Consider the following 1,385-nt stretch of genomic DNA (forward strand, 5'->3'; position numbering starts at 1 on the left):
GGATTTTCTAGGAAATTTAAGTGGCATGGCTTATCAATACCGTGTGCATTTTGAACACCATACTCAAGTGACGCGCGATCCTTATAGCATTGCAACGATAGCGGATGGGATGCGCTCTGCCATTCTTTCAAGAGCAGATCGTCAGTTTGATTGGGGTCCTAAAAAAGGCGTCGATGCGACTCCTTGGCGCTTGGACAATCCTTGTCAAGCAGTGATTTATGAGATGCACCTTCGGGATTTGACCAAGTCACCGACTTCAGGTGTGGACGAGTCTTTACGTGGAACCTATCTGGGGGCTTGCCAAGAAGGAACCGTCAATAGCCATGGTGATGCAACTGCCTTTGATTATATCCGTCAGTTAGGGGTCAATGTCGTGCAACTGCAGCCCATCTCTGATCGCTTTAAACAGTACGACGAAGAAGGCCAGGTGACCTACAATTGGGGTTACGACGTTCAGAATTATTCTGCACCAGAAACTAGCTTTTCGACGGATCCATCTAATCCGAAACAAACCATGAAAGAGCTTAAAACCATGATCCGGGCTTATCATGAAGCTGGGATTTCTGTGGTCTTGGATGTGGTCTACAATCATATTTACTCGACCGAGCATGGTCCTTTCCAAAATACAGTTCCGGATTATTATTACCGGATGGAGCCAGATGGCCGCTTCCAAAATGGGACAGGTGTTGGGAATGAAACGGCTAGTGAGCATGAAATGTACCGCAAGTACATGATTGATTCCCTCACGCACTGGGTCAAGGAGTACCAGATCGATGGCTTCCGCTTTGATTTGATGGGTATTCACGATGTAAGGACGATGAATGCTATTCGGGAGGCAATGGACGCTCTGGATCCTCGGATTCTTCTTTACGGAGAAGGTTGGGACATGGGAACAGGTCTCGCACCAGAGGACAAGGCTAAGAAGGACAATGCAGCGCAATTGCCCCGAATTGGATTCTTTAATGATACGGAGCGTGATGCTATTAAAGGGGCTGAGGTTTATGGTTCCATCAAACGTGGCTTTGTCAGCCGAAAATCAACAGAGAATATCGTTGCGCGTGCTGTTTTAGGTAGTGCGGAGCTTGGCAATTATTTAAGTCCCAATCAGGTCTTGAATTATGTGGAAGCTCACGATAATTATAATCTTTTTGACTTGCTTCAGACCCTTCATCCGAATGGAGAAGTAGCAGGATTGGTCAAGCGCTCAGAGTTGGCTACGGCCATGAATCTGCTCTTTCAGGGCATGGCCTTCATGCAATTGGGTCAAGAGTTTATGCGGTCCAAATTGGTAGCGACAGGTCCTGATGGAGAAATCACACCTTTGGATCGTGAACGGGCCATGAATTCCTACAATGCTCCAGATTTTGTGAATCAGGTCAATTGGG

1 protein-coding gene is annotated in these 1,385 nt (G+C 46.9%); it reads left to right on the forward strand.

What is annotated here, in order from left to right; all coding sequences use genetic code 11:
* On the forward strand, positions 1 to 1,385 hold a 1,385-nt coding region (gene pulA / locus PAN06_RS14215; protein WP_269796656.1), incomplete at both ends, for a type I pullulanase.

It is taken from the genome of Streptococcus sp. SM3 (assembly GCF_027497875.1).